The organism is Shewanella sp. FJAT-52076 (assembly GCF_019457455.1).
Taxonomy (GTDB): domain Bacteria; phylum Pseudomonadota; class Gammaproteobacteria; order Enterobacterales; family Shewanellaceae; genus Shewanella; species Shewanella zhangzhouensis.
In genome coordinates this window covers 251159-257500 of the sequence record NZ_CP080415.1, presented here as the reverse complement: position 1 = coordinate 257500, position 6342 = coordinate 251159, and the positions used below count along the sequence as shown (strand labels likewise).

7 protein-coding genes (1 of these 7 running past the window's edge) are annotated in these 6342 nt (G+C 51.7%); 3 read left to right on the top strand and 4 right to left on the bottom strand.

Going from position 1 to position 6342, the window contains the following annotated elements; all coding sequences use genetic code 11:
• The 3 genes in view from nrfF to K0H79_RS01245 are tightly spaced (at most 14 nt apart) and all read right to left on the bottom strand, a layout consistent with a single transcriptional unit that may run on beyond the window.
• Positions 1-12: the start of a heme lyase NrfEFG subunit NrfF gene (gene nrfF / locus K0H79_RS01255; RefSeq protein ID WP_220066385.1), read on the bottom strand. Its footprint begins 495 nt before the window's first position; the window shows 12 of its 507 coding nt (coding positions 1-12); it begins with the start codon at positions 10-12; the stop codon falls past the left edge of the window.
• The gene (locus tag K0H79_RS01250) at positions 9-596 is read right to left on the bottom strand and encodes a DsbE family thiol:disulfide interchange protein (protein WP_220066384.1); all 588 of its coding nucleotides are present in this window, start codon (positions 594-596) and stop codon (positions 9-11) included. Before K0H79_RS01250 ends, nrfF begins: the two co-directional genes overlap by 4 nt.
• A gap of 14 nt (positions 597-610) precedes the next feature.
• Positions 611-2587 carry a heme lyase CcmF/NrfE family subunit gene (locus K0H79_RS01245; protein WP_220077041.1) on the bottom strand — a complete coding sequence of 659 codons (1977 nt, stop codon included), beginning with the start codon at positions 2585-2587 and terminating at the stop codon, positions 611-613.
• A gap of 388 nt (positions 2588-2975) precedes the next feature.
• Here K0H79_RS01245 and ccmI point away from each other — a divergent pair, with 388 nt between their 5' ends.
• On the top strand, positions 2976-4229 hold the full coding sequence (gene ccmI / locus K0H79_RS01240; RefSeq protein ID WP_220077040.1) for a c-type cytochrome biogenesis protein CcmI: 1254 nt from the start codon (positions 2976-2978) through the stop codon (positions 4227-4229).
• Positions 4230-4385: 156 nt separating this feature from the next.
• Here ccmI and K0H79_RS01235 read toward each other — a convergent pair whose 3' ends face one another.
• Complete coding sequence (locus tag K0H79_RS01235) at positions 4386-4679, bottom strand: cytochrome c5 family protein (protein WP_011758367.1); 294 nt, start codon at positions 4677-4679, stop codon at positions 4386-4388.
• Between the two features lie 310 nt (positions 4680-4989).
• Here K0H79_RS01235 and ccmA point away from each other — a divergent pair, with 310 nt between their 5' ends.
• Positions 4990-5643, top strand: a complete 654-nt coding sequence (gene ccmA / locus K0H79_RS01230; RefSeq protein ID WP_220077039.1) for a cytochrome c biogenesis heme-transporting ATPase CcmA — start codon at positions 4990-4992, stop codon at positions 5641-5643.
• 11 nt (positions 5644-5654) lie between these two features.
• Complete coding sequence (gene ccmB / locus K0H79_RS01225) at positions 5655-6341, top strand: heme exporter protein CcmB (RefSeq protein ID WP_011758365.1); 687 nt, start codon at positions 5655-5657, stop codon at positions 6339-6341.
• Position 6342: the final 1 nt, after the last annotated feature.

Genomic DNA, 6342 nt, shown 5'->3' with positions numbered 1-6342 from the left:
CAATGGCTTCATGAGGCAGCTCCTGTCGCATTGGTTTTACCGGAAGCGGCCGCTTCCGCGGCGGCCTCCTGCTGCAACTGCTTAACCATGGGATAGAGGGTCTCACTCCACACACGCTGATCAACCGGACCGGCAAAACGGAAGCGAATAATACCCTTATGATCAACCAGGAAAGTTTCCGGCGCACCATATACCCCCAGGTCCAACCCAAGACGACCATCTTTATCGAAGATGTTCAGTGCATAGGGGTCACCCTGATGGCGAAGTTCACGAATGGCTTCTGCACGCTCATCGCGATAATTGATACCGTAAATAGGCACCAGTTTCTGACGGGTCAGCGTCATCAAAAACGGATGCTCATACTTACAGGATGGACACCAGGTGGCCCAGACGTTCAACAGGGACACCTGACCTTTCAGGTCTTCCTGAGTGATCATCTCACCGGGTGTTTCCAGTTTCTCTAACTGGAATGCCGGAATAGGCTTACCTTCGAGTGCCGACTCCAGTTTCTGAGGATTCAGGAACAAGCCCTTGTAGAGGAATATTCCCATCCCCAGAAACAGTGCCAATGGAATGAATAAGACCAGCTTCTTCATCGTTTCTCCAATTTTCAGGCTGTAGCCAGGTTACCTTTGGTCGCTTCTTTGGCTTTGTCGGAAGCCGTTGCCTTTACGCGGTAACGTTTATCCGAGGCTGCAAAGAAACCACCTACCATCATAAAGATACCGCCGAACCATAACCAACGAACGAATGGCTTGTAGTTCAAACGCACCGCGTACTCGGTGGCACTGATAGGGTCACCCATGGTGACATACAGGTCGCGGAACAGGCCCCAGTCGATACCGGCTTCGGTCATATCCATGGTACGCACGTTGTACTGACGACGATCGGGCTTGAGCAGAGTCAGGAACTTGTCTCCCTTATACACCTCAATCTGACCTTGTTGTGCGGTGTAGTTGGGACCTACCACGTTTTTGGTTTCAGTAAACTTGAAGGTATAACCGGCCAGCTCATGGCTGATACCCGGGCCCATACGCACACTCTTCTCGATGGAGTAATTGGACACCATGGTGCCACCCACGACCGAGACCGCAATACCCAGGTGAGCGATGATCATGCCCAACTGACTGCGTCCCATACGCGCAAGACTCAGGCCTTCGTTGGTCTTGATGATGTTATAGCCTGCACGAAGTGTGGCCAGAGTGATCCACACGGCTGCGCCGATACCCAAAGCCACCCAGGCGTTGAATGCGCCACCAGCGATGAAAGGCACTGCAATACCCACCACGGCAGATACGATTGCCGGGATCAGCAGCTGACGTTTCACTTCACCGTCTTTCGCCTTCTTCCAACGGATAATGGGGCCAATACCCATGAACACAAACATCACCAGGATGATGGGCACAAACACGGCGTTGAAGTATGGTGGGCCAACAGAAATCTTACCCATGCCCAGCGCATCAATCAGCAGTGGGTACAGGGTACCCAGCAGCACTGTGCCACAGGCAACGGTCAGCAGCAGGTTACATACCAGCAGCATGGTTTCTTTTGACCAGAGTTCAAACTTGGCCGGGCTGCTCATTTCACTGGCACGGAACGCGAACAGTGTGAGTGAGCCACCAATGGCAAGGCCAAGCAGCAAGAGAATGAACATACCGCGGCTTGGATCGGCAGCGAATGAGTGCACCGATGTCAGAACGCCGGAACGCACAATAAAGGTACCGAGCAAACTGAGCGAGAAAGCGAAGATAGACAGCAGTACCGTCCAGTTACGGAAGGTGCCGCGCTTCTCGGTCACAATCAGTGAGTGCACCAGTGCGGTACCAATCAGCCATGGCATAAAGGAGGCGTTTTCGACCGGATCCCAGAACCACCAGCCACCCCAGCCGAGCTCGTAGTAAGCCCACCAGGAACCCAGCGCGATACCGCCGGTCAGGAAAATCCAAGCCGCCAGTGTCCACGGACGGCTCCAGCGAGCCCAGGCAGAGTCGAGACGACCACTGAGCAATGCAGCAATCGCGAAGGCAAAGCTGACAGAGAAGCCCACATACCCCAGATACAGCATGGGTGGGTGGAAGATAAGGCCTACGTCCTGCAGCATGGGGTTAAGGTCACGACCTTCCATCGGCGCAGGGAACAGGCGCTCGAACGGGCTTGAAGTCAGCAGCATAAACAGGGTGAAGCCTACGGTAATCATACCGAGCACCGCCAGTACCCGGGCGGTAAAAACTTCTTCCAGTCCTTTGCTGAACTTGGCTACGGCTGCAGCCCATACAGACAAAGAAAATACCCAAAACAGCAGGGAGCCTTCGTGACCACCCCAAACGGCGGCTATTTTGAAGAAGCTCGGCAGCTGAGAATTGGAATGGTGTGCCACGTAAGCAACAGAAAAATCATCGACCGCGAAGCTGTACGCCAGAGTCACAACAGACAGTGCAATGAACAGAAACATACCGTAAGCCAATGGCCAGGCATAACGCACCAGATACTGATCTTTGCGCGCTACCCCGATGAGCGGCACGCAGCTGAGCAGTAAGGCAAACGCCAGTCCTGTTATCAGCGCAAAGTGTCCAAGTTCCGGGATCATGGGTACTCCTCAGTCTTATTAGTCCGGGTCGACAGCCTGACAACTACTATCGACGCACAACATGAATCACACATTAGTTTTTGCGAATTTGCGCCATTTTAGTAGTTGCTATAGTTCCTGTCTGCCATTTTCGCGCAAATCTGGGTGGCCAGTCTCATTCTTACAACATTGACGAATTTCGCACCCAACCACCCTTGGGCGTACATTCTGACCCCATTTTTGCCAATTGGTTGCGGTTAAATCAGCTTTCTGTGAACCAGTGCCCAACTCTGGCGTTTCGGCTTCGGGCTTAAGCTTATATTACTGTTCAATGAATATGCTTATCGTATAATCTGACCCGCAAACCCGGCGGTATCGCCATTCAAGGCAACCAAGGTAATATAAGATAATGACCACATTCTGGATTTTGATTGCATTTGTTGTGCTGATCGGCCTTATGCTGATCTGGGTGCCCCACTTCCGGCAGCAGCGTCTGTTAGAGGCTGAAGAAGCTGGCGTGCGTAAGCAAACCAACCTTGAACTCTTTAATGAACGTTTGGCAATTCTCGAAAAAGAACTGGCTGAAGATCTGTTGGATAATCAGGAATTCGAGGCGCTGAAGAAAGAACTCGAAATTAGCCTGCTGCAAGACATCAAGCAGGGCAGTGATGAGTCACTGGTCAACACAGTGAAACCCAAAGGGTTGCTGTGGCCTGTGATTATGTCCGTTACGCTGCTTGGGATTTCCGGCTACATGTATCAGCACCTTGGCCAATACGAGAATGTGGCTAACCCTCCCCGCGCCGCCAATCCCCATGAAGGTATGACCGCCGAACAAATAATGTCGCAGCGGGTACAAATGATGGAAATGGCAGTACAGGCCGAACCCGACAACAGCCAGGCCTGGTTTAACCTGGGTCATGCCTATATTTCCGCGAACCGTTTTGATGAAGCCGTCAGCGCTTTCGATAAGGTAATGGAACTGGTAGGTACCCATGCCGAGTTGCTGGGCCCTAAAGCCACCGCAATGTACTACAAGAACAATCAGCAGATGTCGGCCGAGATCCAGGCGTTAATCGATCAGTCTCTGGCGCTCGATCCTCAGGATCCATCTACTCTGCTGTTGGTGGGTATGGATTCTTTCTTTACCGCCAACTACCAAAAGGCTATCGACGCCTGGCAGAGTATACTGGCCACCCAGCGTACCGATATCGATAGAACTGCACTGATGAACGCCATCGAAACCGCCCGTATGAAGATGGCGGCCGAGACAGGCGAGATGCCGCAAGACAGCGTGCACCAGCCTGTCGCCAAGGCCGTGCAAACGGTAACGGTTCAAATTTCGGTATCACCGGAGTTGGCTGCCAATGTCAGCGATTCCGACATGCTGTTTATCTTTGCCCGTGCGACCGAAGGCCCGAAAGTGCCACTGGCCGCCACCAAGATCAGCGCCAAAGCACTGCCTGCCACTATAACTCTGGACGACAGCACCAATATGGGCGGCGATGTAAAGCTCAGCAGCGCCAGACAGGTTGAGATCATCGCTGTATTATCGAAGCACGGCAGCGTGAAGCCTCAGTCAGGTGATCTTAAGGGCAGTCTCAATGAGGTTGCTGTGGGTGGCGAATCTGTGAACCTGGTGCTGGATACTCTGGTGCAATAAGCCCTGGACGACAGATACACATCTTCAATTAAGCCGGCTTAACGCCGGCTTTTTATTTGCCTGAGGTCAGCCTTGCAATCTGCATCGCGGTCAAATTACAAAAAACGAGCAATAAAAAAACCGGCCAGAGGGCCGGTTCTTCGAACTACATTCCAATTACTTGGACATGAACTCGATGGCGTTCTTGTAGTCTTCATCGGTACAGTCGGTGCACATACCGCCTGGAGGCATTGCGTTCAGACCGCCTTTAACGCTGGTCAGCAGCGCATCGATACCTTTGGCCAGACGAGGTTCCCACTGGGCAGCATCGTGAGCCTTAGGGGCACCGGCTACGCCCATGCTGTGACATACCTGGCAAGCCTTGTTATATACAGCTTCACCTTCTTGGGCAGATACGCTGGCAGCCATAGTCAGAGCAGCTACTGCAGTCATTGCTAACAGTTTTTTCATGTTCAATGTTCCTAATGCAAATACTTACATGCTCAACGCTGCCCTCGAAGGCAGACTGGTTTTAGCGAGCTTAGGGTACTACAAACTTCAAAAGATCTCACCTTTTTGTGAGTTCTCTCCCAGCTTGTTTTAGAGGATGAGATTTACACCACAAATTCGGCAATATATTAGCAAATATTGAAAAAGTTCCGGCATCATTGCACTTATTGGAACTGCATCAAATTGCTGATACTTAGTCCACTTCATCGGTAAACCCCGGATTTCAAGTATGTTAGTATCTGCACAGGATTACGCGGTATTAGAGGTCTCAGTGACACTACCAACAAAAACAGCCCACTCACTGGTATCCGCCGAAAAGCTAACTTGTATTCGTGAAGAAAGGATCCTCTTTGACGAACTGAGTTTCAGCGTTAACGAAGGCGATATCATCCAAATTGAAGGCCCCAATGGCGCAGGCAAAACCAGCTTGCTGCGCATCCTTGCAGGCCTCTCCCGCCCTTACGCAGGCAATGTGTTTTACCGCAACGAAGAAATTGGCCGTTGCCGCGATGAATTTAACGAAGACCTGCTCTATTTGGGCCATTTGGCTGGTGTCAAAAGCGAGCTGACAGCCGAAGAGAACCTTAACTTCAATTTAAGGCTCAGTGGCTATGATGATTTCGACACTGGCGATATCCTCGCCAAAGTCAATCTGAAGGGATTTGAAGAAGCGCTGGCCGGGCATTTATCTGCGGGGCAGCACAGACGCACCGCACTTGCAAGGCTTTGGCACAGTAACTGTAAAGTGTGGATCCTGGATGAGCCTTTTACTGCCATCGACAAACGCGGTGTTGCAGAGCTTGAACAACTGTTTCTCAAGCATGCCGATAACGGCGGCTGTGTGATCCTGACCACTCACCAGGATATGGGACTCATCAAAGATGAGCGGCTTCGCAAACTCAAGCTTGAGTACAGGTTCGTATAAGGTTGGCAGGCATGAAAAGAGGCATTAGTTTTACCCAGGCATTTGGCACTGTACTTAAGCGGGATTTAAAAATTGCCATCCGTCACCGCGGTGATATCTTCAACCCCTTGTTGTTTTTTGTGATGGTAGTGACCCTGTTCCCATTGGGAATTGGCCCTGAACCCCAGGTATTGACCCGCATTGCCCCCGGCATTATTTGGGTAGCCGCGCTGCTGGCGTCCATGTTATCGCTGGAGCGTTTATTCAAAGCCGACTTTGTAGACGGCTCGCTGGAGCAGATGCTGCTGAGTCCTCAGCCACTGTACATCACAGTACTGGCCAAGGTGCTGGCCCACTGGCTGTTAACCGGCGTGCCGCTGATTTTGGTGTCGCCGTTGCTGGCGGTATTGCTGCACCTGGAAGACAACAGCTATGGAGCTCTGATGTCGACCCTGGCGCTGGGTACGCCTGTGCTCAGTCTGCTTGGTGCCATAGGTGTGGCACTGACAGTAGGATTACGTAAAGGCGGCGTGCTACTGAGTCTGTTAATACTGCCGCTCTATATTCCGGTACTGATTTTTGCGACCAGTGCCATTGATGCAGCGGGAATGAATTTACCCTACGATGGCCAGCTCGCTATAATAGGAGCCATGCTGGTTGGGTCTTTAACACTGGCGCCTTTTGCCGTTGGCGCCTCTTTGAGAGTGAGTACTAACTAAT